The following is a 24,468-nucleotide window of genomic DNA, read 5'->3' as shown; positions in this document are numbered from 1 at the left end:
CCTCAGCAGCGTCCCCATCCCGCGAAGGCCAGCGCCCGACGCACGAGGTCGCCGCTTCCACCCTCGAACTCTTCCTGGACCTCGTCGCGCAGCGCCTCCTCCGGGGTCAGCCACGACAGCTGGAGCGCGTCCTCGCGGGGCTCGCAGTCGCCATTGACCGGAATCACGTAGCACAGGGCGACGGCGTGCTGGCGGTCGTCGGTCAAGCCCGATTGGGAGGGATGCGGGAAGTACTCGGCGATCGTGAAGGGTGTCAACGACGCCGGCATTTGAGGCATCGCCAGATGACCGAGGTCTTTCTCCAGGTGGCGGAGGAGGGCCGCGCGGACGGTTTCTCGGTAGTGCACGCGTCCCGAGACGAAAGACCTGACCATGCTTCCCTCGTCATTCGGGCGCAACAGAAGCCCGACTTCGCTGACGCACCCCAGGGGGTCGAGCGTCACGGGGATCGCCTGGACATAGACCATCGGTAGCTGCTGGCGGGCCTGGGCAAGCTCTTCGTCCGAGAGCCATCCCGGCGTGGGATCCGGTGTGCGTACTCTGCTCATGCCTCGGTTCTATCGCACCCGGGGTCAGAAATCCCAGCCTTTTCGTCCTTGCGGGGGCGTGTTCGGCTACCCGCTGAACCCTCGGCGGGTGGAGGCCGACGAACCACCACCCACCGAGCATCGGCTAGGCGAGGCGGTATGCCGCCTCGAGGATCGTCCACGCCTGGATCTGGGTGCTCAGCTCGACGCGGGCGCCCGAGCCGAGCGTCTCCGAGCTGTGGCGGGTCGCGTCGGGGGAGAACAGAACCACCGATTCCCCGCGAATCTCGGTGACGTCCACACCCGGCTCGTTGAGGGGCAGATCCGGGTCGAATTCACGACGCCCGGCCCACAACAGCTCGGCGGTCGCCACGACGAGGTCCCTCGCGAGGTGCCGTGCCTTCGGCTCGACCCGGGCGTCGGAGGCGGCCCGGGCCAGGTAGCGGGCCAGGATCCCGGCGAAGAGCCCGCCGTCGCCCGAGCCCCGGGTATCGAGGACACGGAATTCCGTGCCCTCCTCGGTGTGGGTTCGCGTGAACCTCTCGTTGACCAGTCGGATGACGTCCTCGAGGTGCTTGACGTCGCCGCCGACGGTCTCCAGGTGAGCGCCGATGGCCACGCCCTGGTTGTAGGAGAACGCCCTCTCCTCGAGGGTCTCTTGCCGGGTGCCATTGCGTTGCAATTCGAGCTTGATGCCGTCGACGTAGCCCTTCTCGGGGGACCACAGCCGGTCACGGAACCAGCGGGTCAACGCGGCCGCCTGGTCCTGCTCTCCGGCGCGGGCCAGCGCGATCGCGATCGGCCCGGATGCCGGCAAATTCTTGAAGTCTTCGGCCTTGGACCAGAAGGCGCCGCCGCCGGCCTCGTCGGTCACGGCCGCGCGCAACTGGGGGTAGAGGGCCCGTCCGGCTTCCTGGGCCGGGTCGGACCCGCGGCCGCGCACGGCGTGGGAGAGATCGTTGAGCCGGCCGGCCGCGAGGGTTAGCCAGGCCATGTCGTCGTAAAAGGAATTGACGTAGGTCCCGAAATTGTGGATGCGGATGCCCCTGAGCAATCGGTGGCTCTGGTCCATGACCCGTTCCGCCTCGGAGATCCTGCCGTCGGCGACGTAGCGCTCGCCCGCGTCCACCAGGGCATCCAGCAGCTGCGCCTGCCACCAGTAGTTCCACTGGGTCAGGCGCTTGGTGAAACCTTTGCGCGGGGGAAGAGTGCTCTCGCCGATGAGGGTTCCGGGGATACCGCCGACGCGGTGGAGGAACAACCGGTGCACGGAAAAGGAAGCACGCTCTGCCCTGAGCGCCTTCTCCGCGCGGTCTTGGCGGGCCGATGAATAGGCCTCGGTGCGGCCGCCCGCGGCCTGTTGGCGGCGGGCGCTGCGGGTTGTCTGGGGTGCGATCGGGTCGTTGCTCATGAATTCTCCCTGTCGGTGGTTCGTCAGGCTGGTTCGCCGTCGTTCCTCGTGCTCTCCTCCAGGGTACGGTCTGAGCGGACGCACAGGGGCTCACCCGTGAACGGGTGGCGCAGGAGTATCTCCCGCGCCAGGAGCCGCAACCGGGTGCTCGCACTGGCCAGCGCCTCAGAGTCGATCTCCGGATACAGCGGATCGCCCAGGATCGGGCGGCCCAGGGCGGCCATGTGAACCCGGATCTGGTGGGTCTTGCCGGAGAGGGGATAGGCGCCGTAGAGGCCCTGACCGGTCCCGGGGATCTCGTCGATCAGGACGACGCCGGTGACGGCGTTGGGCGCCCCCGGCACCTCTCGGGCTTGGAGCGAGGTCCGGTCCTTGACGATCCGGGACCGGACCGTCAACGGTTCCTCGGGAGCCCGAGGAATTCCGTCGGGTACGGCGGGACCCGCTGCCCGGGCGGCGGTGAGCGGTGCGATCAACTCGTAGGACTTCTTGACCTGCTGGAGCTCGAAGAGCCCCTGCAACGGTCCCCGGGCCTCGGGTGTCTTGGCGAAGAGCAGGACCCCGGCGGTGAGCCGGTCGAGCCGGTGGGCCGGAGAGAGCTGCCGAATTCCGGTGCTAAGCCTCAGCTTGGTCACGGCCGTCTGCCGGACGAAGCCACCGCGCGGCGTGACCGGCAGGCCGTGAGGCTTGTCCACGATGAGCAGGTACTCGTCTTCGTACAGAATCGGGAGGTCGTCGGGCAGATCGGGTTCCTCGGGAAGGGGCCTGAAGACCCACACGTGAGATCCGGGCTCGTAGGGGGCGCCGGCATCGAGCGGGTGGCCGTCGGGACCGTACACGTCGCCGCGGGCCAAGAGCTCGGAGGTGGCCGCGGCATCGTGCGGCGCAAAGCGGTCGGTGAGGAATCGGGCGAGGTCTTCGTGGCGTTCGTCCCGGGGCAGGCGAATCCTCGTGGGCGCCACGCCCTCCCGGGGCGGAACGGGGCAGGTTGGTCGTCGGCGGCGCATCAGGGCGACTCCACCACCGACGCGCGGGGCGAGGGCCCGCGGCGGCTTCTCGATCGTGGCTTAGTCATAGAGCTCGGGGCGTCGGTCCGACAGATACGGGTTGTCCCGGCGGGAAGCGGCGACCCGCCGGGAGTCCACGTCGGCAAAGAGAAGTTCGGATGCGTCCCCGCCCATCGCCAGGATCTCCCCGTCCGGGGCGGTCACGCTGCTCCGGCCCACATAGGTCAGGTCCGATTCGCTGCCGACGTGGTTCGCGTAGGCCACGTAGACCTGGGACTCCCAGGCACGCGACGGAATCGTGCGTTCGGCGATGAAGGCATAGGGGGCCATCTGCGCGGTGGGCACCAGGATCAGGTCCGCTCCCCGCAGCGCGAGGTCGCGCACGGTCTCGGGGAACTCGACGTCGTAGCAAATGAGGGCGCCGATGGTGAGCCCGAGGAAGTCGATCACTTCTGAGGGACGGTCGCCGGGGACGAACATCGCCCGGTCCAGGTCGCCGAAGAGGTGCGTCTTGTCGTAACGGCTCACCGTGCGGCCGTCGCGATCCAGGATCACCACGCTGTTGGTGATGCCGGCCTCGGAACGCAGGGGGAGCCCGGCCGCGATGGCGATGTGGTGCCGCCGCGCGACGTCGCCGACCCGCTCCGTCAAGGGAAGATCCGTGAGCTCGGGGAGGAGCGAGCCGATGTTGTAACCGGTGACGAACATTTCGGGAGTCAGCAGCAGCTCCGCTCCACCCTCCGAGGCGCGCTGCGCGGCCCGGGACAGCTCGGCGAGGTTCTCCTCGACATCGCCCGGCGCTCCGGGGGTCTGCCAGACGGCGATACGGGTAGGGGCGGTCCGGGACGGTTGATCGACGGTCATGGCTCCACGCTAATCCCTCGCGAGCCGGAAACGGCAACGGCGTGCACCACGATCCGTCGATGTGGTGCACGCCGTGTGATCGCGGCCGAGGGGCTACGGCGTGGGGGCCGTCTCCGCTGGCCGGGACTCGACCTCGTGGGCGTTCTTGCCGAGGCGGCTGTGCCGGCGGGAATACGCGAAGTACACCACGACGCCGACCACCAACCAGATCACAAAGCGGATCCAGGTTTCCAGGCTGAGGTTCAGCATGAGGTACAGGCACATGATGGCCGTGATGATCGGCAGGACCGGCATGAACGGCACCTTGAAGGAGCGCTTGAGATCCGGGCGGCGTTTACGCAGGATGATCACGCCCACCGAGACCAGAACGAACGCGGCCAGCGTGCCGATGTTGACCAGGTCCGCGAGCTTGGACAAGGGGACAAAGGCCGCGAGCAGGGCGATCGCGAGACCCGCGAGCATCGTGAACCGGTACGGGGTCTTGAACTTGGGGTGCGTTTTGCCGAGCCCCGGGGGAAGCAGGTTATCGCGCGACATCGAGAAGCCCACACGGGTCTGGCCGAGGAACAAGATCATGGTCACGACGATCAGGCCGATGCAGGCACCGATCGCGATGATGTGTCCCATGACCGGCAGGCCGTTATTCGAGAAGGCGGTGGCCAGGGGCGCGCCGTCGTCGGGATCGATGTCCTGATAGCTCTGCATGCCGGTGATCACCAGGGAAACGCCGGCGTACAGGACGGTCACGATCGCGAGGGAACCAAAGATGCCGATCGGCAGGTTGCGTTGCGGGTTCTTCGTCTCCTCGGCGGTGGTCGCGACGATGTCGAAGCCGATGAAGGCGAAGAACACCATGGCCGCGGCCGCGAGCACTCCGCCGACGCCGAAGACGCTCGGGGCGATTCCGAATAAGGACTGCACGAGGGGCAGGTGCAGGGCACCGCCGGTTTCGGCGCTCGCGCCCTGGGCCGGCGGAACGAACGGGACCCAGTTGGAGACCTTCACGAAGAACAGGCCGACCACGATCACCGCGAGGACCACGAGGAGCTTGATGCCCGTGACGATCTGGTTAATGCGGCTGGAGAGCTTGACTCCGGTAATCAGGATGACGGTCAGTCCCGCGACCAACAACAGCGCCGGGAGGTTGATCCACCCGGTCTCCACGGAGGCAATGGCCGGCGGGATCGCAAAAGGCGTGTTCTCCAGGAGAACGGCCAGATATTGGCTGAACGACGTCGCCAAGGCGGCTGCTCCCACCGTGAACTCGAGGATCAGGTCCCAGCCGATGATCCAAGCGGCCAGCTCGCCGAGCGTCGCGTAGGTGAAGGTATAGGCCGATCCGGCGACCGGCACCGTCGAGGCGAGTTCCGCATAGCAGACCGCGGCCAGGCCGCAGGCGAGACCGGCGATCAGGAAGGAGATGACGATCGCGGGGCCCGCGTTCGTCGCGGCCGCGTGTCCGGTCAGGACGAAGATGCCGGCACCGACGCTAACGCCAACGCCGAAGACGATCAGGTCCAGCGCGCCGAGGTTTTTCTTGAGCTGATGCTCGGGTTCTTCGGTGTCCCGGATGCTCTGCTCGACGGACTTGGTGCGGAAAAGTCCAGAAGACATGGTGAGTCCTTAGATCAAGGTGCTGCCAATAATGATGATGTCTGAGGCTACTCCGCGGTTTTCACTGGGTGGACGCGCATCTCAATATATGGATACTTCCGTGGTGGGAATTCGTGGTGCCTTTGAAAAGGCCGCTACTTCCTCATCCGAATCCCGCGCGGCGTCGTGTAGAAGCCCGCCGCGACGAGTGCATCCCGGAGCGCGCTCACGGGCGACGGCTGGCCGTCCCGGTCCGGCGTTCCCCGCTCGAGAATCGACACCCCATTGACCTTCTCGACCACGAGCTTGTCCACCGCTCCCAGCCTGACCGCCGAAGCCACGGCGGGGCCCGCGAGCTCCAGGTCCGAGGCTTGGGGGGAGAAGGCCAGCATCGTCTTGCCGCCGCGTTCCACGTAGAGCACCGGGCGTCCGTCCACGAGGACGATCAGCGCGCCAGCCTTGCGACCAGGGCGGGCGAGCCGTGGAGCGGCCTCGTCTCGGGTGGTTCCCCGCCGATCCTCTCCTCCCGCCGAGAGTATCCGCTCCGGGTCGACCGGATCGGGCCACGCGAGCGTGGAACCGTAGGCATTCGCTGGATCGCTCGCCGCGAGTACGAGGACCTCCGGGGACCGTGGCTCCGAACCCGAGCCTTCCAGCTGATCGTCGATGCTCGATGCTCGCAACAGGTCGACGGTCGACGGTGCCGCGAATTGCGCCCCGCCCAAGCCTTCGACAAAGTAGCCGCGTCGGGCCTCGCCTTGGTCTTCCTGAGCGGTGAGGATCTGATAGACCGCCGAGAACCCGCCGGGGGACTCCTCGTGGGCCACCGCGCCCCTGGTCAGCACGCCGTAGCGGTCCAGCATGAGCTGCGCCGTGGCCACGGCCCGAACGGTGGGGTCGAGCGCCTCGTCGTCCAAATAGGAGCTGACCCTCGACCACCGGCCGCTCAATTCGCGCTCTCGTTGAGGGGACAGGCCCGTCATCGCCCCGGTCAGATCCGCCGGCTCGCCGATCCCCGGGCCCAGGCCGGAGGCGATCGACGGCCCGGTCGAGGCGGCGCGCCCGAGCCGCGCGGACGTGATCCGTCCGGCCCCTCGCCGCCCGCGGGATCGCGAGCGACCCGGCGCCTTCGGCCGGGCGTGAGCCGAGGACCCGCCGTCCAGGTATGCCCGGAGGGGGCCCGCGGTGTCGTTGGTGACGAGGCCGGCCCACACGAGTTCCCACAGGGCCTCCCCGGCGGTGCCCAGGCTCAGCCCGGCGCGGGATGCGATGCGGGGCAGGAAATCCGCGCCGTCGCCCATCGCGTCGAAGACCGCGCGCGCGTCTTCGCTGAGGTCTTCGCGTCGCGTCGGCGGTTGCTCGGGGATCGTGAGGTCGGCGGATTCCGCCAGGTGCAGGCATACCCAGCCGTCCTGGCCGGTGATGGTGCCGGCGCCCGTCCACAGCACCTCGCCGCGGGACATCGCCTCGTCCAGCATGGACATGCGATAGCCGCGGATTCGTGCCGGGAGCACCAGGGTTTCCAATGCCGATGCGGGAACCGGAACCCCCGCGAGCTGGTCGACCACGGTCAGAAGGCCGTCGGCGTCGTCGACCCTCGGATCCTCCCGGGCGCCCTCGGCCCGGATGTGTTGCCAGGCAGGCAGGAACCTGCCGTAGGTCGCGGGATCCACCGGCTCGATCTGGGAGCGCAACTTCGCCAGGGATCGCCGCCGGATCGTTCGCAGGACCCCCACGTCGCACCACTCCACGGAGGATTCCGGTTCCGGGGACTCCGCGAGCAGCTCGGGCGGCAGGAATCGCCCCTGCGCGACTCGGCGGTCGGCCACCAGCCGCGCCAACACCGTCTCGACGACGGCCGTTCCGAGCCCCAGCGCCGCCGCGGCCCGCGACGTCGTGAAGGGCCCGTGGGTGCGGGCGTAGCGAGAGACCAGGTCTCCCAGGGGGTCCGCGACCGGCTCGATGAACGCGTGAGGAATGCCCATGGGGAGGGGGATGCCCAGCCCGTCCCTGAGCCGGGAAGCATCTTCCACCGCGGCGATCCGTTCCCGGCCGTCGACGCGCACCGTGAACGCCCTGGATGCCCGGGACAAATCGGCCACGAACTCGTGCACGTCCTCGCCGTCTTCCAGGCGCTCGGCCGCCTCTTCCGAGGTGAGCGGTCCCAGGATGCGCAACAGGTCGGCGAGCCCTTCCGCGCCGTGCAACTGCCGGCCTTCCGCCAGGCGCTGGACCTGACGCTCGGTTTCGCGGACGATCTCGGGGTCCAGCAGCTCCCGCAATTCGTCCCTGCCCAGGAGCTCGGAGAGCATCGTGGGGTCCAGGGAGAGCGCGGCCGCCTTGCGCTCGGCCAACGGGGCATCGGTGTTGTAGAGGAACTGCCCGACATACCCGAAGAGCAGCGTCCTGGCGAAGGGCGACGGCTCGCCGGTCTCGATCTCCCGCACGGAAATGCGTCGGGACGAGATGTCCTCGTGGATCTTCCGGAGCGCCGGCAGGTCGTAGACGTCCTGAAGGCACTCGCGGACGGTCTCGAGGATGATCGGGAAGTGAGGGTGGCGGCGTGCGACGTCGAGCAGCTGCGCGGATCGCTGCCGTTGCTGCCACAGCGGTGTGCGTTTCCCGGGGTCGCGACGCGGCAGCAGCAGCGCACGCGCTGAACACTCGCGGAAACGGGCGGCGAACAGCGCCGAGGAACCGATTTGCTCGGTCACGATGGCCTCGATCTCGTCGGGCTCAAAAAGGAAGAGATCGGCGCCCGGAGGCTGATCCTCCATGGCGGGGATGCGCAAGACGATGCCGTCATCGGCGGCCATCGCGGAACCATCCAGACCGTAGAGCTCGTCGATGCGGGCCCCCACGGCCAGCGCCCACGGGGCGTGCACCGGCATGCCGTACGGGGAATGGAGCACCACGCGCCAATCGCCCAGTTCGTCCCGGAAACGCTCGATCACGGCGGTCTTCTCGCTCGGCACCTGGCCGGTGGCCTCGCGTTGCTCGGCGATGTACGCGCACAGGTTATCCGCGGCCCACGCGTCCAGCCCGGCGGCCAGGAGGCGGTCCCGGGCGGCGTCCTGGGCTTCCTCTCCCTCGGATAGGGCCGTGGCCAGCTCGCGGGTGAAGCGACCGGTGGCCGCGCCCAACTCCACGGGTCGACCCGGGCCGTCTCCGTGCCAGAAAGGTAGCTTTCCGACCTGTCCCGGCGCGGGCGTCACGTTGACCCGGTCGTGCGTGATCTCCTCGATGCGCCAGCTCGTCGCGCCGAGGGCGATGACGTCGCCGTTCCTGGATTCGTACACCATCTCCTCGTCGAGCTCCCCGACCCGCTTGGGGCCGCGATTCTCCTCGTCCGAGCCGACGATGAACACGGGGTACAGCCCACGGTCCGGGATTGTGCCGCCCGAGGTAACCGCCACGCGTTGAGCGCCCGGGCGAGGCTCGAGCGTCCCGGCGTCGCGATCCCAAATCACCCGGGGCCGAAGCTCGGCGAATTCATCCGAGGGGTACTTGCCGGCGAGCAAATCCAGCACGGCGTCGAAGGCGGATCGGGGAAGCGCGGCGAAGGGTGCCGTGTGGCGCACGGCGTCGAACCAGGCCTCGACGTCGATCGGCCCGGTCGCGCACGCGGCCACCGTCTGTTGGGCCAGCACGTCGAGGGGGTTCGCGGGGACGTGAAGAGGCTCCAGTGCCCCGGCGCGCATGCGCTCCACGGTGACCGCCGAGGCGAGCAGATCTCCCCGGTGTTTGGGGTACATGACCGCGTGCGAGGTTTCCCCGACCTGGTGCCCCGCGCGACCGACTCGCTGGAGGCCGCTCGCCACGCTCGGCGGCGACTCGACCTGGATGACGAGGTCCACGGAGCCCATGTCGATGCCGAGTTCCAGGGAACTCGTGGCCACGACGCATCGGAGCTGGCCCGTCTTCAACGCTTCCTCGATGAGGGCCCGCTGGTCCTTGGAGACCGACCCGTGATGCGCGCGGGCCAGTTCGGGCGCGGCCGTACCGCTCGTCAGGTGATTCAGGGCCGGCGGCGAGTAAGGCATCTCGGCTTGCTCCGGTGGGAGGCTCCCGCGTTGCTCCTCGCGGAAGGCGTAGACCTCGTTGAGGCGCGAGGTCAGCCGTTCGGCGAGGCCACGCGAATTGGCGAAGACGATCGTGGACCGGTTGGCCTCGACGAGGTCCACGATCCGCTCCTCGACGTGCGGCCAGATTGAGGCCACGACCGTATGCGGGGTCTCTCCGGTGGGCGGATTTCTCGGAGGCGAGGCTGCGGGCGTGGTTCCCGCGAGCGGGGATTCCAGGTCCAGGCCCAGGGCGTCCTCCAGCGTCGCCGTCCCGGAAGAGGCCGACCCCGCGTCGATACCGCTCCGGTGGGCCGGAAGATCCGTGCGAGGCACCGGCGAGGTCAGGTTGGACATATCCGGCACCGGCACCGAGACCGTGAGGTCCCAGTCCTTCTCGATGGCCGGCTTGACGACGCTCACCGGGGCGGTTCCGCCCAGGAACCGGGCCACGGCATCCACGGGCTCGACGGTCGCGGACAATCCGATGCGCTGCGCGGGGGAGGGGAGGATCTGGTCGAGCCGTTCCAGGGACACCGCCAGGTGCGCGCCGCGTTTCGTTCCGGCGACGGCGTGAACCTCGTCGACGATCACGGTATCGACCCCGGAGAGCGTGGACCTGGCCTTGGAGGTCAGCATCAGGTACAGCGACTCGGGGGTCGTGATGAGGATGTCGGGCGGGTCGGTGACCAGGCGTCGTCGCTCCCGGGCCGGGGTGTCACCGGAACGAATGCCCACGGAGATCTCGCGGGGCTCGCGGCCGTGAAAGCGGGCCGTCTGGGAGAGGCCCACGAGCGGGGATCGCAGGTTGCGCTCGATGTCCACGCCGAGGGCCTTGAGCGGGGAGATGTAGAGGACGGTGGTGCGCTTCGGGGCGCGTTTCCGGCGCTCGCCGTCCGCGGGGACCGGTTCGGGATCCGCGCCGGTGGGTTCAGGGCCGAGGACCAGCCTGTCGAGGGCCCACAGAAAGGCCGCGAGCGTCTTACCCGATCCCGTCGGCGCGACGACGAGCGCGTGCCGGCCCTCCGCGATCGCGTTCCAGGCCCCTTCCTGGGCGGCCGTAGCGCGCCGAAAAGCACCCGTGAACCATTCACGGGTGGCCGGATCGAAGCGCTCAAGGGCGGAAGACATGAAACCCATTGTGCCGTTTCTCGGAGATCGGTGTTTCCCGAAGCCACCACGCGGTGGGCCGCGACGAGATGCTGGTCACATCCAGGGGCGCGTCGGGGCCTCCGGAGGAATAACATTCGGGGCCGTTCGGTTTACCCGTAAAGCAATGGCACGCGCGCGCAGGGCGCGAGGTGCCCGAATCCGGACATAAGGACGCGGAATGACCGACATCGCAACGCAGACCCAGCTGACCCAAGAGGACACCGACCTGCTCTTCAACGCCCGCACCGTGAGCGCCTTCGAGGACGTCGACGTGACGGAAGAGCAGAAGCGCGCGATCTACGAACTGACCAAGATGGGCCCGACCGCCTTCAACTCGCAGCCCCTGCACGTGGTGTGGGTCGAGCGCGGCGAGGCCCGCGATCGCCTCGTGAGCCACATGATGCCGGGCAATCAGCCCAAGACCCAGTCGGCGCCGTTGGTCGCGATCCTGGCTGTGGACACCAAGTGGCACCACAAATTCGAGCAGTTCCTCCCCGCTCGTCCCCAGATGGGACAGATGTACCTGGACAACCCCGAGCTCGCCGCCAGCACCGGCCGTGACAATGCCTTTATCCAGGTCGGCTACTTCGTCATGGCGGTCCGCGCGATGGGACTGGCCGCGGGACCGATGACAGGATTCGATCCCGCCGGGGTCGACGAGGACCTCCTGGCCGGCCAGGACCTCAGCTCGGTCGTGGTCGTGAACATCGGCCGGGGCGTCGAACCGGAATACTCTCGTTCGCCGCGGTACTCCTACGAAGAGTCCACCACCACGCTCTAAACGCGCAGGCCGTCAGCCCTGGACGCCGACCTTGCTCACCGATAGCTGGGAGACTCCGGGGTTGGCGCAGGCCGACGACGGGAACGGAACGTCCAAGGAGTCTCCGCCGTCCGTCGCGGCGATGCGTAGCCCGCTGGCATTGGTCTTCTGACACGTGGGGCCGAACAGTTCGGGTTGGGTACTCCGCAAGATGGCCGAGGTCGATTGGCCCGGCTGAAGGGTGGCCCCGGTGCCGCCGAGGTCCGTCGCGGGCATCGCGGCCGAGCCGATGGTCTGCCCCGAATCGTCAATGAAACTGACCGAGGGATACCCGGTGAGTTTGCAGGGCTCTGAGCCAGAGTTCGTGAAGGTCAACGTGTAATACGAAGAACCCGCGGCCCCGTTGGAGGCGTTGACCGACACGTGAAGATTGCCGTGACCGCAGGTCCCCGACTTGGCGTCTCCGGGGGAGGGCTGTTCGGCCTCGGCGCTGGGAGTCGCGTGACTCGGATCGGTCGAGGCCTCGGGGGTCGGAGAAGCCGGGGCCGACTCGACGGTTCCGCTGGGTTGCGGGGTGGGTTCCGCCTCGCTGACGGTGGGGCTCGGGGCCGGCTGGGTCGGCGTCGCGCTCGCCGAAGGGCTGGCCGAAGAATCCGAGGGGGATGGCGTCGCCGAAGCCTCCGCGCTCGACGACGTGCCCGAGCTCTGCGGTGAGGCTTGTTCTCCCTGGTCCGAGGAATTCCCGGAGGCGCACGCACTGACCCCCAAAGACAGCGCCACGAGCGCCGCCCCTGTGAAGGCCGTACGTATGCGTCGAGATGTGCGATCGTACATGTGCATAGAGTAGGCAGATTTCCGCACGGGTGCCAGCACGGGAGGCTCGCGCGGCCAGTGCCGTGCGGCGTCGGCCGGAACCGCGGGGCGTCACATTCCGGGCTTGAGGGTCACCGTGGCGCCGTCGAGCTCATCGTTGTACTGCGTTTGGCATGCCAGGCGCGAGTACTCGTTGGCGACGTCGTCGATCATCTCGAGGAGGTCTTCCTCCTCCTCGGTGCGGTCGTCCCCGCCCGCCTCGAAATGCTGCGGGTCCATGAAGGTGTGGCAGGTGGCGCACGAGGCGTTGCCGCCGCACGTCGCGAGCACCGGGTACTGATTCTTGTGGAGACATTCCAGAAGGGTCTGGTTGTCCTTCCACTCGACCTCATGCGAGTCGCCGGCCTCGTCGACCACGGTGATGTTGATGCTCATTACTCTCCCGGAGTGGGCTGAAAATCAGGTGCCCACACAGTCTAGGCAGGCCACCCGGACGGAGGTTAACTCCTCGTCATGAGAGGTGACGCGAAACATAGTCGCGCGTGATGTTTCGGCATCTTGAGTAATCTGGTCGGGAACCGACGGACCTGGAGGATGCATGAGCCGACGTCGCTCACAGAACGAGCCGGAGGAACAGTTCCTCTTTTCCCTGGATCTCACGGAATTCGCCGACGAGCAGCCCGCGTCGCCGCCGCGTGCCGCACCCAAGAATCCCGGCAAGTCCGCGTCCCGCAACGATGCCGTACCGACGCGGCCTTCGGTGCCGGAACCACCCAACCTTCGTGACGCCGAGGCGGAGATGACCCGGGCCGAAATCGCCGCATCCCGCCGCGTGGATCCCGAATACCTCATGGACCGCGCGCGTCGTGTTTTTCACCGCGCGCTCCTGGATGAACGAGTGCTCGTGGTGGACCCGGGGACGGGGGCTCCCTCCAACGCGGATAAGGACTCGTCCTCGAGCATCCGATACGCCCGCGCCGTGGTCGACGGCGTCGGTGGGGTCCCCGAGGCCCGGCGGGCGCCGGGGCACGGGGTGCGGCGGAACTTCGAGCGCGCCGTCGCCGCGTACCTGAAATCGGTCATGCGTGCCCTCGACGTCGTTCGGCCGGGGGAGTGGACGGTGCGCCGCCTCGGCGATGCCGCGGATGGTCAAGGGGTCCAGGACGCCTCGACGGTCTTCGAGCAGTACGAGCACGTCAGCGGGCTTCGAGAGGCCATCGAGGCACACCGGGACCTGCGGGCGCTGATCGGGCACGACTCGTCCATCATCGCCCCGGACGTGGTGGTGGCCCGTGCCCCGGTCCCGGACTCCGAACTCAACGCGACGGCGCGGATCGTTGATCCGATGGGACCGCTCGCCTCGGCGAGCCCGCTTCGTTCGGCGGTGCAGTCGAAGGCGCTCCTGCACGCCGTCGTCGCCTGCAAGTGGACGTTGCGCAGCGACCGCGCGGAACAGGTCCGTTCCGAGGCGAGGCACCTCATCCGCAACCGGCGAGGACGTGTGCCGCACCTGGTGCTGGTGACCGGGGAACCGATGCCTTCGCGGCTCGCGGCGGTCGCGCTCGGCACGGGGGACATCGACTGCGTCTATCACGTGGCCTTGCATGAGCTCATGGACGCGATCGACCCCGAGGCCGACCCCGCCGGGGCCGATCTGTTGCACACGATGGTCCAGGGGCGGCGCCTCAAGGACATTTCAGATCTGCCGCTGGATCTCGCGCTATAACGTCCCGCCGCCGTGGCCGTGCCGCCCGTGGCCCCCATGATGTCCGCCGTGACCGTGGTTATGGTGACCGCTGTCGGACGAGACGGTGTTGAAGCCGACCAGCAGCGGATCGTGGTCCGATGAACGGTACGCATCCGGCGCGTAGAGATTCGTGACGTTGTTGTTGAACCGCGAATACTCGAGACCGACTGACTCCACCGAGTTGATGTTCCACACGTCGGCGCCGGCCACGGCGTCGAACATCGGGCCTGAGGCGAGGACGTGATCCAGGCTGCCCACGCGACCACCGAAGAGGTAGGTCTGCTTGGTGGTTTTCGCGGAGCCGATGTCTTGGAAGCCCGCCTCGTACAGCACCTGCATCGGGTCTTCCTGGGTGTACGAATTGAAGTCACCGAGCAGAACCGTGTTGTCCGTCGCGGCCGCGCTCTGTTGATCTGCCGCGAAGGTGGCCAGCGCCTTGGCCTGGGCCACGCGCGACGCGTTTGACGCGCCTTGACCGTCGCCGGCGTCCTCGTTGCCGGGGCCCTCACCCGATCCCTTGGACTTGAAGTGGTTCACGATCGCTAAAAACTTATCGCTACCGGATGCGGTCGGCTGGAAAGCCTGGGCCAGGGGGCGTCGGGCGTTGTCGAAGGCGGGGTCGGCGAGAATCGTGGAGTCGCCAGAGGGAGTCACCTTAGCCGGTTGATAGATGAAGGCCGTGCGGATTACGTCCTCCGATCCGGGCACCGTCGCCGGAGAATCCACGGCCTTCCATTTGTCGGTCCCGGCCTTCTGATTCAGGGCGTCCACGAGCTGGTGCAGGGCGGCGTCGCGGTTCTGGCCGAAGCGCGCGGAGTTCTCGATTTCTTCGAGCGAGAGCACGGACGCGTCGAGCGAGGTGATCGCCTCGACGATCTTGCGTTGCTGTCGGTCGAGGTTCTCCTGATTGGCGGCTCCGCGTGCGTCGCACCCTCCGCTGACGGTGATCGGGTTGTTCTCGCGGTCCTTGTAGTACTGGCATCCACTGAGCTGATCGCCGGTCGTCGGGAAATAGTTCAGGACGTTGAAGCTCGCGACGGACACGTCTCCTCCGACCTTCTGTGGGGTCGCCACCCGCGTGTTGCCGAAGGTCGCGGGCGCTGCGGCCTCGGGCCCTCCGGTCAGCCAGGTGGTCGGTTGGAGGCGCCAGGAGTCGTAGCCGTAGCCGAGGATCACGGGCTGAGTGAAGGTAGCCGGTTCCCCGGCCCGTACCGGCTTCCCGTTCGACAGGTAGGGGACCGGTGTCCCGCTGGCGCCGCGGGTGTAGTCCACGGTCGCCCCGTCGTCGAGGAGGTATTCCTTCCGCGCATTGGCGGCCTCCACGGCCTGGGCCTCCGAGCCGGGGCGGGCAACGTCGGTGGATTGCGGGAGGGCCTTGGACCCGTTGACCAGTCCGATTTCGCCGTAGCGGTTCGTGGCGTAGCTGTCGGTCACGGTGATCTCGCCCGAGGGCTGCAGGAGCATGCCTTCCAGGGCCTCGCGGGCGGCGGGGTCCTCCGGCACGAGGCCCGTGAAGGGCTTGACCGCCGGGGCGGCGTCGTGGATTTCCGAGACCGCCCCCGCGGAGACGCTGATCTGAGTCTGGCCGTAATACTCGCTCACCTGCCCGAAGACTTTAACCTGTTCCCCGACGCGGACCTGTCCCACCGTGTCCGGGGAATAGACGAAGAGGCCGTCGGATCGTCCCGGTGTGGGGCCCTGGTCGCCGCCGGTCCCGGGCGTCTGGAGGTAATAGCCCTTCAACCCGCCCTGCGGGTAGGCGGCGGTCACGATCCCGCTGGTCGTGACCTTTCGATGGTCCATCGGGCTGATGTCCGTCGTTCCCTGAATGTCGGCGATGGCGGTGGGCTTGTCCGTTTTCTGAGTGGCGGGCGCGGCCCACACGGGCGCCGCGGTCAGGCCGAGCATGCCGGCGGCCAGGAGGGCCGCGACCCGGTATCGGTGGGGACGCTGGGAATGGGGGTGCGATGTCATGGTGATCCTCGGTGCGGTGATTGATGGTTCATCTTGACCGTAGGTCGCTAGAACCGCAGGTCGATGAGTCACGGGACACCCGGGGGTGAACTCCCGGAGAACATGTTGGCCCGGCCACCTACGACTACCCTGGATCGAAGATGCGTTGCATCACACTGAGTGTGCGTGCCATGCCGAGGCGCCCGGAGGACGTCCCCCTATCCCATCGACAAGAGAGGCCGACCATGGCAACGAGTCCCGAGGACCAGTCTGATTCCGAGCGCACTTTCCTCTGGGGTCCCCAACCCGAGGACGTCGAGGGCTCCCGGATGTACGACTTCGCCCGATGGGTCGAGGAACGCCACGGGCTGAGCCTCCCCGACTATGAGGCCCTGCACCGGTGGTCGGTGGATCGTCTCGAAGACTTCTGGCGGGACATCTGGGACTATTTCGGGGTCGTCTCCTCGGCTAGGGAAACACAGGTGCTCTCCAGCCGCGAGATGCCCGGGGCGCGGTGGTTCACCGGGGCGAGTCTGAACTACGCCGAAAATTCCCTGGCTGCCGTCGCGGACAGGCCCGACGACCTCGCGATCATCGGTGACCACGAGACCGCCCCGACCGCCGAGCTGACCTGGAAGCAACTCGAGGCCAACGTTGCGTCTCTGGCACAGAAGCTGCGTGACCTCGGGGTGCGTCCTGGTGACCGCGTGGCCGCCGTCTTGCCAAATATCCCGGAGACCGTGGTGGCCCTCATGGCCACCGCGGCGGTCGGGGCGGTGTGGTCGGTGGTCAACACCGACTTCGGGCCCCAGGGCGTGGCGGATCGTTTCGCCCAGATCGAACCGAAAATCTTGCTGACGGTGGACGGCTACGACTACGCGGGTCGGCTTCGCGACATGACCGGAACCATCCAACCGCTCCGGGAGGTCCTGCCGACCGTCGAACGGGTGATTTTAGTGGATCAGCGGGATCCGGCCGAGGTTGGCGAGGTGCCGTCCGACGTGCTTCGCTACTCCGAGATCCTTCGGAACCCGGCTGAGCCGCGCTACGAACAGGTGCCTTTCGACCATCCGCTGTGGATCTTGTACTCCTCGGGCACCACGGGGCGGCCCAAGGGCATCGTCCATTCCCACGGAGGTGTCGTCGTGGAATTCCTCAAGGCCCTGGGACTTCACGGGGACGTGAGCGCGGGAGATCGGGTTTACACCGCCGTGGCCACCACGTGGATGATGTGGAACCTGCACATGGGGAATCTTTTGCTCGGGGCGACGATCCTGACCTATGACGGTTCCCCGACCTTCGGGGGTCCTGATAAGTCCCTCGAGCTCGTGGCCAGGCACGGGGTGTCATTCTTTGGAACCGGCGCGGCGGTGCTGGCCATGGCGGAGCACGCCGGCGTGCGACCCAACACCCGATACGACTTCTCCCGGCTACGAACCATCCTCGTGACGGGCTCATCTCTTCCGGGCCCGGTCTGGGACTGGGTCTACGAGGCCGTCACGCCCGACGTCAGGCTCGGCTCGGACTCCGGGGGAACGGATGTCACGAGCGCCTTCGTGGGGAGCAATCCCTTCATGGACGTCTATCGGGGAGAGCTCATGGGCGCTTATCTCGGCGTGGACGCTCAGTCGTGGAACCTTCGGGGCCAGCGGGTCTGGGACGAGGTTGGCGAACTGGTCCTGACGACCCCCATGCCCAGCATGCCCCTGTATTTCTGGAACGACGAGGATGGCTCGCGGCTCCGCGAGGCGTACTTTGAGCTGTTCCCCGGCACCTGGCGCCAGGGGGACTGGGTGACCCAGTCGCGAGACGGTCGAATCGTCATCCACGGTCGGTCGGACTCGACGATCAACCGCGGCGGCATCCGGATGGGTTCGTCGGACATCACGCACGTGGTGGACCAGGTCGACGGCGTCGCCGCGTCCATGGTCATCGGAGCCGAGTTGACCGGCGGAGACTATTACATGCCGCTGTTCGTGGTCCCTCAACCCGGCACGCGGCTGACGGAGGAGCTGAAGGACCAGATCGTCCGAAGCATCCGAACGGAGGTCTCGCCGCGGTATGTTCCGGACGAGATCATCGAGGCGCCCGCGGTTCCCCGAACCCGGACGGGAAAACTCCTGGAGGTGCCCGTCAAGCGCCTGTTCCAGGGAGCAGGACCGGAGAGCCTCAACCGCGCGAGCGCGGAGGACGCCGAGGTGCTGGACTGGTACGTCGACGCAGCCCGGGAATTCCGAGCGCGTTGAGTCGGGTGCGCCACAAATGACGGGAAAGGTTGCATTGACGTAGGTCGGAGTCAACGCGTAGTTGGCTTTCCAAGCGACGCATCCTACGGAGGACTTGGCAGCCGGACGCGACCGTCGGTCTTGGCGTCGTGTCTCAGCAGGCCTAGAGGCTTGCCAAGTCGCGGTGGTCATCGTCGTCGATGGTTGCCGGTGAGCCAGGAGCTAGCCCGGCATCGATAAGGGCCTCACGGCCGGTAGCGGTGAGGCGCACGGCTCGCGTACGGCCGATGCGGGCGACCCACTCTCTGTGCAGCAGAGCCTTGCACAGTCCGGTTCCGAAAGGGCCTCCGAGGTGGAAGCGGCGTTCGGTGGAATCCATGCAAGGTGTTCCTGTGGTGAGCATCGTGATGGGGACACCCCATTGGGTAAAGAGGCGTCGTCCTCGTCGCGTGACTTGCCACTGACTGTCGATATAGTCGCGATCCTGCAACTGTTCGACCAAGCTGACCCCGAGCTTCCCCGCGAGATGTTGGTAGCACGTTCGGCCTTCGCGGAGGTTTGTGTTCGCTCTTGAAGCGATCAAGCTGTGGGGCGTAGGCAAATCTGAGCTCGCCAAGGCGCCGAGGCATTCGATGACGTGGGCGACGTCTTCTCCGGCCAATCGGATGTAGCGATGCCGGCCCTGCCGGATGTCGCGAACGATGCCGTGGGCTACGAGCGCGTCGACGTGCTCGCTTGCGGTCGAACGGGCCAATCCCGCATAGTTGCCGAGTTCCCCGACCGTCCACGCTCGCCCGTCCATGAGAGCAGCACACATTGCCGCTCGCGATGCATCGGCTAGCGCTGTCGCCGTAGCCGAGATGTCAGGAACGGACTCAGGGTATACACGCACAATCATGCCTCCAGCGTGCGTCCAGAACTGTTCGGTCATGACCGAACAGTCAATGACGCAGGGTAAGTTCACAAAATTCAATTTTGCACGAGAGGGACGAACTGATGGCGATGCGTGAAAACCGACAGCGTCTGTGCGGCACATACGACGAGGACTTCTACTGGGAACGAGTACATCGAAATCTTGGATGGCTCGGTGATACCGTCAGCGAGCAACGTGAACGACAGGTACGTCTGCGAGACGCTGTGATCGGCATCGTCGGTACGGGCGGAATTGGTGGTGCCGTAGTAGCACGCCTGGTTCGTATGGGTGCACTCAACCTGAAACTTGCAGACCCGGACCAATTCGATTTAACGAACGTGCAACGACAATACGGTGCCGGCCGAGACACGATTGGTCGTAATAAGGCTGAAGTCGTCGCCGAGCAGGTCTTCGCACTAACCGGCGACACCAACATTGATGTATTTCCCGAGGGCATCACTCCAGACACCGCCGAAGAGTTCATGGATGGCTGTGACTACGTGATGGATCAGATGGAGTTCTACCAGATCAGGAACCGATACGCCCTGCATCGAGCCTTCCGTGCCTCAGATCGATGCAAGTTCATGTTCAAGATTCCTACAGTGGCTCACTCCACGTTCGTGTTCACCTATACCAAAGATTCAATGCCCATCGAGGAAGTCTACGGCGTGCCTGAGGACGCCGAGTTCACGCCGGATGTGGTGCAACGATTAATGGAACGCATCATGCCCGAGTACCAGGACTTCCCGTCAGCAACCATGCTGAATGAGTGGTTCGTGGAGAATCAGACAATGCCGATCTTCGGGGCCTGCCCTCCTTTAGCCGAAGGCGTCCTTGTCGAACGGCTCGCCCAAGAGATCATGGACCTTCCAGGGCGCACAAAATTGCCAGTCCAGCCTGGGTACGCGCTCTTCGACACGCTGACCTGGGAGGCGAAGATCGTAGAGAAAGCCTGGTGGGCACGATGACTCGGATAGTGCTATTCACCGAGACGAACTCAGTCTTCGGCGATTACTTTCTCACACGTCTGGCTTGCCACCCTGAAGTGACCTTGGCGGCGGTAACGCTACGCGAGCCCGGCGTACTGTGCGACTACTACCTGGATGAGCCTGATCCTGTGGACCTTGCGGAGAAAGCTACGCAGCTTGGTGTACAGGTATTGCGTCCTTCGGACGTCAATACTCAAGAGTTCGTGAGTATCGTGGAAGATCTGGCTCCTGACTACTTCGTCGTAGCCAACTATCAGCTACGCCTAGGGAGACGACTCCTGGAAGCGCCCAGGTGCGACGCCATCAATTTCCACCCTGGCCCACTTCCCCGTTACGCCGGGCTGGCCCCGTTCTACTGGATGGCTGAGAGGCACGAGACCGAAGGTGGCGTGTCTGCGGTACGAATGACGATCGGGTTGGGCGAAGGCCCTCTCGTGGCGCAGCAACGTCTCTCCCTCACCGGTACCGAAACGGCAAAGGAAATACGCGACTCGCATTTTGCCGCATCCTGGACTCTGTTCGATTTAGTCTTGCCGACGCTACTCGACAGGACTTACCGCACCTGGGAGCAAGATCTGAGTCGGCGGACGTACTTCGGGCACCCGCCTATCCGCGCCCCGCGTGCCGCGATGGAGTTCCACCCATGAATGGAGTCTGCCGTCCGAAGGGATCATTGATCGCTATCCTGCTTGGATTCTTCATCGTTATGTTGGATACGACCATAGTCAACGTAGCCCTCGCCAGGGTAGGCTTCGATCTTCACATGAGCGTGGCGTCCTTGCAATGGGTCATCGACGCCTACACCCTCGTGTTCGCGGCCTTCCTCCTCACCGCGGGGGCCGCCTGTGATCGCATCGGGGCACGCAAGGTCTACGTGACAGGATTGTTGGTTTTCGCTGTCTTCTCCGCCGCATGCGCCCTGGCACCTACGGGTGGATATCTCGTGGCGGGCCGCGTTCTTCAGGGCCTAGGAGCGGCAGCGATCGTGCCTGCTTCGTTGGCACTACTATCAGCCGTTTACGAGGATCCAGAGAAAAGAGCACGAGCCATCGGCCTGTGGGGCGGGGCCGGCGGAGTAGCGGCTGCGATCGGGCCCGTCTTGGGCGGAGCACTTGTGTCGGTGATCGGCTGGCGTGCGGTGTTCTGGGTCAACATTCCCGTTATTGCTGTCGGTTGTCGGCTGACTCTGCGTGCGCTTCCCGGCATCACAGGAAGCCGTAAAAGACGGATGGACCTGCCTGGGCAAGCGCTGTCGGTGCTCGGCTTCGGTGGGATCACCTATGCCGTCATCACCGCCGGGGAATACGGCTGGTCGGCCTGGCAGAGCCTTGACCTCGTTGCTGGGGCCGTGTTTCTTGCGATTTTCGTGTACGTCGAACGTCGGCATCCGGCGCCGATGCTACCGATGGATCTATTTGGGCGTGTTCGGTTCTCTGTGGCCGCGGTTGTCGGGTTCGCGCTCAACCTGAGCTTCTTCGGTCAGCTGTTCGTTCTTTCCTTGTTTTTTCAGCGGTACCTGGGTTATGAACCGTGGCTGGCGGGTCTCGCGCTCGCTCCCCAGGCATGTAGCGCGGTGATTGGGTCCCCTTTGGGAGGTCGTGCCGTCGGTCGTTGGGGCGCGTTCCCGACCATGCTCATCGGACTGATGATCGGTACGATCGGCTTCGGTAGCCTCGTGCTGCTAACCGCGGAGACCCCGTTCGTCCTATTAGCGATCCTGACATTCGCCGTCGGCTTCGGGATGGCGTTTGCGATGCCAGCGGCGACAACGGCTGCTGTGTCTTCAGCTTTGCCACAACACGTCGGTATCGCGGGAGGAGTCATCAATGCCGCTCGCCAGACCGGCAGCCTGGTCGGGGTGGCGGTCCTCGGTGCAATGGTAGCCCGCGGACCTTTTTTGTCAGGCTTCCATACGGCCGCCGCGCTCGCCGGCGCGGTCTTCGGCGGGGGAGCTTTGCTCGTTGCTGTAATCCTCATGCGTGATCATCGCCAAGTGCGCTTGAGAGGTCGGCTGTAGTGGCATCCGCGGGGGATCTCGTGGCGGAGGTGCTGGACTGGAACGTCGGTCTCATCCCGGGAATTCCGTGCGCGTTGAGTGGGGTGCGGGTACGCAAAAGGCCCCGTCACCGACCGGTGATGGGGCCTTCTGCTATGGTGCGCCCGAAGGGATTCGAACCCCCAACCTTCTGATCCGTAGTCAGATGCTCTATCCGTTGAGCTACAGGCGCCTGGTCCGTGGCGGGTATCCGCCGCAAGACCAGATACTACTTTACATGCGGGTTGCCTGTTCGCCAACTTGAGGTGTTGTGATCTGTACCGCAGTCGTTCCAGGCCACAGCTTGTTCGGTTTACGCTACTCTGGTCTTGTCACATGGGCAGAGGGTAGTTCCCGCGTGAATTCAGCTCACAACACTGAGCGCTGTGTTCCGCGGGGCCTGCGAATCGGCCCACACAACGTCGTGAGTGATGGCCCACCTCGGGCCGGAACCTCTAAAGGGGAACAATTAATGACTGACACCGCCGTCGGAAACAGCGACACTCTGAAGCCAGCCGTTGCTGAAGCCTTGTCCAACGCTCCCACCACGCACCAGCCCTTGCTGAGCTGGGTACGTGAGGTTGCGGAGCTGACGCAGCCCGATGCCATTCACTGGGTCGATGGTTCTCGTCAAGAGTGGGACCAGCTCACCACGGAGCTCGTGGACGCCGGAACGTTCGTGCGTCTGAACGAAGAGTCCTTCCCGAATTCCTTTGCCGCTTTCTCGGATCCCGACGACGTCGCGCGCGTCGAGGAACGGACCTTCATCTGCAGCAAGACCCGTGAGGGCGCCGGACCCACCAATAACTGGATGGATCCGGAGGAGATGAAGGGAACCCTGACCGAGAAGTACCGGGGTTGCATGCGGGGGCGCACGCTCTACGTGATCCCGTTCGTCATGGGCCACCTGGATGCGAAGGAGCCCAAGTTCGGCGTTGAGCTGACCGATTCCGCGTACGTCGTGTGCTCCATGCGCATCATGGCAACGATCGGCAGCGATGTGCTCCGTAAACTGGAGAGCACGAACGCCTTTTTCGTCCAGGCCCTCCACTCCGTGGGCGCGCCCCTCGAAGAGGGGGAGCAGGACGTCGCCTGGCCCTGCAACCCGGATAAGTACATCGTCCAGTTCCCCGAAGACCGCGCCATTTGGTCCTTTGGCTCCGGTTACGGCGGAAACGCGCTCCTCGGCAAGAAGTGTTACGCGTTGCGCATCGCTTCGGCGATCGCTCACGACGAGGGCTGGCTCGCCGAGCACATGCTGATCCTCAAGATCACCGATCCCAAGGGCAATACCCACTACCTCAGTGGCGCTTTCCCTTCGGCCTGCGGCAAGACGAACTTCGCGATGATCGAGCCCACGATCGATGGCTGGAAGGCCGAGATGGTTGGCGACGATATCTCGTGGATCAATTTTGACGGCGACGGTAAGCCCCGCGTCATCAACCCGGAGGCTGGACTCTTCGGCGTCGCCCCGGGAACCGGCTGGTCGACCAACCCGAATGCGATGCGCGGCATTGCCCAGGGGAATACGATCTTCACCAACGTCGCCCTCACCGACGACGGCGGCGTCTGGTGGGAAGGCATGACGGACGAGAAGCCGGCACACCTGATCGACTGGAAGGGCCAGGACTGGACGCCGGACTCGGGCCGCCCCGCGGCGCACCCGAACTCGCGTTTCTGCACTCCGATCAAGCAGGTCGAGATCGTGGCGCCGGAATACGACGACCCCGAGGGCGTCCCGCTCTCGGCCATCATCTTCGGCGGCCGTCGCAAGACCACGGTTCCTCTGGTCTCCCAGTCCTACGACTGGCAGCACGGCGTCTTCCAGGGGGCCACGCTGTCCTCCGAGACCACCGCCGCGGCCAAGGGTGAGGTCGGCGTCGTGCGCCGCGACCCGATGGCCATGTTGCCGTTCATCGGCTACAACGCCGGCGATTACCTGAAGCACTGGATCAATGTCGCCGAGAAGTACGGCGAGTCGAATATGCCCAAGGTCTTCTACGTCAACTGGTTCCGTCGCACGGCCGACGGTGGCTTCGCGTGGCCCGGATTCGGCGAGAACTCGCGGGTGATCAAGTGGATCGTCGAGCGCCTTCAGGGCGAGGGCGGCGGCCGCGAGACGGCCGTCGGCGTGGTCCCGGGCCTGGAGGACCTGGACCTGACGGGCCTCGAAGGCACCGAGGAGGCCATTAAGGAAGCGATCGCGGTCGATCACGATGAGTGGAAGGCCGAGCTCCCCGGGATCGACGAGTGGTTGGCGAAGCTCGGCGACCACCTGCCGGAGGAAATTCAGCAGCAGCGTGACGCGTTGGAGAAGCGCCTCAACTCCTAAACTGCGGAAGCCGCCAAGGCGAGCTTTCCTCCGTGGCCCGGCACCGTGAGGTGCCGGGCCACGGTTTAACCCAAAGATGGCCGGGC

17 protein-coding genes and 1 tRNA gene are annotated in these 24,468 nt (G+C 66.0%); 7 read left to right on the top strand and 11 right to left on the bottom strand.

What is annotated here, in order from left to right; all coding sequences use genetic code 11:
• Nucleotides 1-2: 2 nt before the first annotated feature.
• The 6 genes from CURSPS6_RS01300 to CURSPS6_RS01275 all read right to left on the bottom strand — a co-directional run bounded on the left by CURSPS6_RS01300 (nt 3) and on the right by CURSPS6_RS01275 (nt 10,594).
• Entirely contained in the window at nt 3-548 is a 546-nt protein-coding gene (locus CURSPS6_RS01300; protein ID WP_030013523.1) for an NUDIX hydrolase family protein, read from the bottom strand.
• Nucleotides 549-672: 124 nt separating this feature from the next.
• Nucleotides 673-1,938, bottom strand: a complete 1,266-nt coding sequence (locus CURSPS6_RS01295; protein ID WP_051687494.1) for a glycoside hydrolase family 76 protein — start codon at nt 1,936-1,938, stop codon at nt 673-675.
• Nucleotides 1,939-1,961: 23 nt separating this feature from the next.
• Entirely contained in the window at nt 1,962-2,945 is a 984-nt protein-coding gene (locus CURSPS6_RS01290) for a pseudouridine synthase (RefSeq protein ID WP_152978013.1), read from the bottom strand.
• Nucleotides 2,946-3,005: 60 nt separating this feature from the next.
• On the bottom strand, nt 3,006-3,809 hold the full coding sequence (locus CURSPS6_RS01285) for a carbon-nitrogen hydrolase family protein (RefSeq protein WP_035809988.1): 804 nt from the start codon (nt 3,807-3,809) through the stop codon (nt 3,006-3,008).
• Between the two features lie 93 nt (nt 3,810-3,902).
• Nucleotides 3,903-5,423 carry an amino acid permease gene (locus CURSPS6_RS01280; RefSeq protein ID WP_030013517.1) on the bottom strand — a complete coding sequence of 507 codons (1,521 nt, stop codon included), beginning with the start codon at nt 5,421-5,423 and terminating at the stop codon, nt 3,903-3,905.
• A gap of 134 nt (nt 5,424-5,557) precedes the next feature.
• Nucleotides 5,558-10,594: a DEAD/DEAH box helicase gene (locus CURSPS6_RS01275; RefSeq protein WP_082469947.1), complete on the bottom strand. Its 5,037-nt coding sequence runs from the start codon at nt 10,592-10,594 to the stop codon at nt 5,558-5,560.
• A 199-nt stretch (nt 10,595-10,793) separates the two neighbouring features.
• Between CURSPS6_RS01275 and CURSPS6_RS01270 the strand changes: the two genes are divergently transcribed.
• Nucleotides 10,794-11,396 (top strand): malonic semialdehyde reductase, encoded by a 603-nt coding sequence (locus tag CURSPS6_RS01270; protein WP_030013515.1) that lies wholly within the window; start codon nt 10,794-10,796, stop codon nt 11,394-11,396.
• A 12-nt stretch (nt 11,397-11,408) separates the two neighbouring features.
• On the opposite strand, the gene CURSPS6_RS01265 is transcribed toward CURSPS6_RS01270, so the two are convergent.
• Nucleotides 11,409-12,209, bottom strand: coding sequence for a DUF4232 domain-containing protein (locus CURSPS6_RS01265; RefSeq protein ID WP_152978012.1), 801 nt, complete (start codon nt 12,207-12,209; stop codon nt 11,409-11,411).
• A gap of 90 nt (nt 12,210-12,299) precedes the next feature.
• On the bottom strand, nt 12,300-12,623 hold the full coding sequence (locus tag CURSPS6_RS01260; RefSeq protein WP_030013510.1) for a 2Fe-2S iron-sulfur cluster-binding protein: 324 nt from the start codon (nt 12,621-12,623) through the stop codon (nt 12,300-12,302).
• Nucleotides 12,624-12,786: 163 nt separating this feature from the next.
• On the opposite strand from CURSPS6_RS01260, the gene CURSPS6_RS01255 reads away from it, so the two are divergent.
• On the top strand, nt 12,787-13,914 hold the full coding sequence (locus CURSPS6_RS01255) for an NgoMIV family type II restriction endonuclease (protein WP_051687491.1): 1,128 nt from the start codon (nt 12,787-12,789) through the stop codon (nt 13,912-13,914).
• Here CURSPS6_RS01255 and CURSPS6_RS01250 read toward each other — a convergent pair.
• On the bottom strand, nt 13,909-15,909 hold the full coding sequence (locus CURSPS6_RS01250; protein WP_051687490.1) for an ExeM/NucH family extracellular endonuclease: 2,001 nt from the start codon (nt 15,907-15,909) through the stop codon (nt 13,909-13,911). The two genes, CURSPS6_RS01255 and CURSPS6_RS01250, sit on opposite strands and share 6 nt — an antisense overlap.
• A gap of 224 nt (nt 15,910-16,133) precedes the next feature.
• Here CURSPS6_RS01250 and CURSPS6_RS01245 point away from each other — a divergent pair, with 224 nt between their 5' ends.
• Nucleotides 16,134-18,134 (top strand): acetoacetate--CoA ligase, encoded by a 2,001-nt coding sequence (locus CURSPS6_RS01245; RefSeq protein ID WP_035809985.1) that lies wholly within the window; start codon nt 16,134-16,136, stop codon nt 18,132-18,134.
• Between the two features lie 142 nt (nt 18,135-18,276).
• On the opposite strand, the gene CURSPS6_RS01240 is transcribed toward CURSPS6_RS01245, so the two are convergent.
• On the bottom strand, nt 18,277-19,011 hold the full coding sequence (locus CURSPS6_RS01240; protein WP_035809983.1) for an ArsR/SmtB family transcription factor: 735 nt from the start codon (nt 19,009-19,011) through the stop codon (nt 18,277-18,279).
• 98 nt (nt 19,012-19,109) lie between these two features.
• Between CURSPS6_RS01240 and CURSPS6_RS01235 the strand changes: the two genes are divergently transcribed.
• The 3 genes from CURSPS6_RS01235 to CURSPS6_RS01225 are packed head-to-tail and all read left to right on the top strand — an operon-like array spanning nt 19,110 to nt 22,032.
• On the top strand, nt 19,110-19,994 hold the full coding sequence (locus CURSPS6_RS01235; protein WP_152978011.1) for a ThiF family adenylyltransferase: 885 nt from the start codon (nt 19,110-19,112) through the stop codon (nt 19,992-19,994).
• Nucleotides 19,991-20,662, top strand: a complete 672-nt coding sequence (locus tag CURSPS6_RS01230) for a formyltransferase family protein (RefSeq protein WP_051687536.1) — start codon at nt 19,991-19,993, stop codon at nt 20,660-20,662. The genes CURSPS6_RS01235 and CURSPS6_RS01230 overlap by 4 nt, the downstream gene beginning before the upstream one ends.
• Nucleotides 20,659-22,032: an MFS transporter gene (locus CURSPS6_RS01225; protein ID WP_030013501.1), complete on the top strand. Its 1,374-nt coding sequence runs from the start codon at nt 20,659-20,661 to the stop codon at nt 22,030-22,032. Before CURSPS6_RS01230 ends, CURSPS6_RS01225 begins: the two co-directional genes overlap by 4 nt.
• Nucleotides 22,033-22,167: 135 nt before the next feature.
• Here the strand turns inward: CURSPS6_RS01225 and CURSPS6_RS01220 are convergent.
• Nucleotides 22,168-22,243: transfer RNA gene (locus tag CURSPS6_RS01220), tRNA-Arg, on the bottom strand.
• Between the two features lie 279 nt (nt 22,244-22,522).
• On the opposite strand from CURSPS6_RS01220, the gene CURSPS6_RS01215 reads away from it, so the two are divergent.
• Nucleotides 22,523-24,382, top strand: coding sequence for a phosphoenolpyruvate carboxykinase (GTP) (locus CURSPS6_RS01215; RefSeq protein ID WP_030013500.1), 1,860 nt, complete (start codon nt 22,523-22,525; stop codon nt 24,380-24,382).
• Nucleotides 24,383-24,468: the final 86 nt, after the last annotated feature.

It is taken from the genome of Curtobacterium sp. S6, assembly GCF_000710345.2.
Lineage (GTDB): Bacteria > Actinomycetota > Actinomycetes > Actinomycetales > Micrococcaceae > Rothia.
The sequence above is the reverse complement of the archived record's forward strand: the minus strand, read 5'-3'. Positions and strand labels throughout refer to the sequence as shown.